The organism is Agrobacterium leguminum (genome assembly GCF_015704895.1).
Taxonomy (GTDB): Bacteria; Pseudomonadota; Alphaproteobacteria; order Rhizobiales; family Rhizobiaceae; genus Agrobacterium; species Agrobacterium leguminum.
The window spans coordinates 1-381 of record NZ_JADQWB010000052.1; the positions used below are offsets into that span (position 1 = coordinate 1).

Annotated in this window: 1 protein-coding gene; it reads right to left on the bottom strand. The window is 64.8% G+C overall.

Features of this window, described 5'->3' with window-relative positions; translation table 11 throughout:
* On the bottom strand, positions 1 to 366 hold a 366-nt coding region (locus tag I3J13_RS25635; RefSeq protein ID WP_196380685.1), incomplete at its 3' end, for an N-acetylmuramoyl-L-alanine amidase.
* Positions 367 to 381 lie beyond the last annotated feature (15 nt).

Here is a 381-nt window from a genome sequence, read left to right on the forward strand (position 1 = left end):
GATCTCGACGCGCTGGTAGAGCGGAATAAAGTGATCGCTGTCGCGCGTCAGCCGTACTTCGATGCGCGGATGCGCCTGCAGCAGCGCGCGCACCTGGTGCGCAATCGCCAGCACGAGATGTTTCTCTTCCGATCCTTCGCTGCCGACGGCGCCGGAATCGAAGCCGCCGTGGCCCGGATCGATCATCACGATGCGCTTGCCCTTTTTCTGCGGCGGCGCAGGCTGCGCGTGGCGCGGACTTGCGCGCAGCGGCGCATTCTCCTCTTTCGCCTGAATCGCGCGTGGAGAGAGCACGGCCAGCGCCAGGCCGGAGAGCAGCAGCTGGCGACGGTTGGTAAGACGCTTGAGCAAAGAGAGTGTGGGCATGGGCTGGTCCATTAG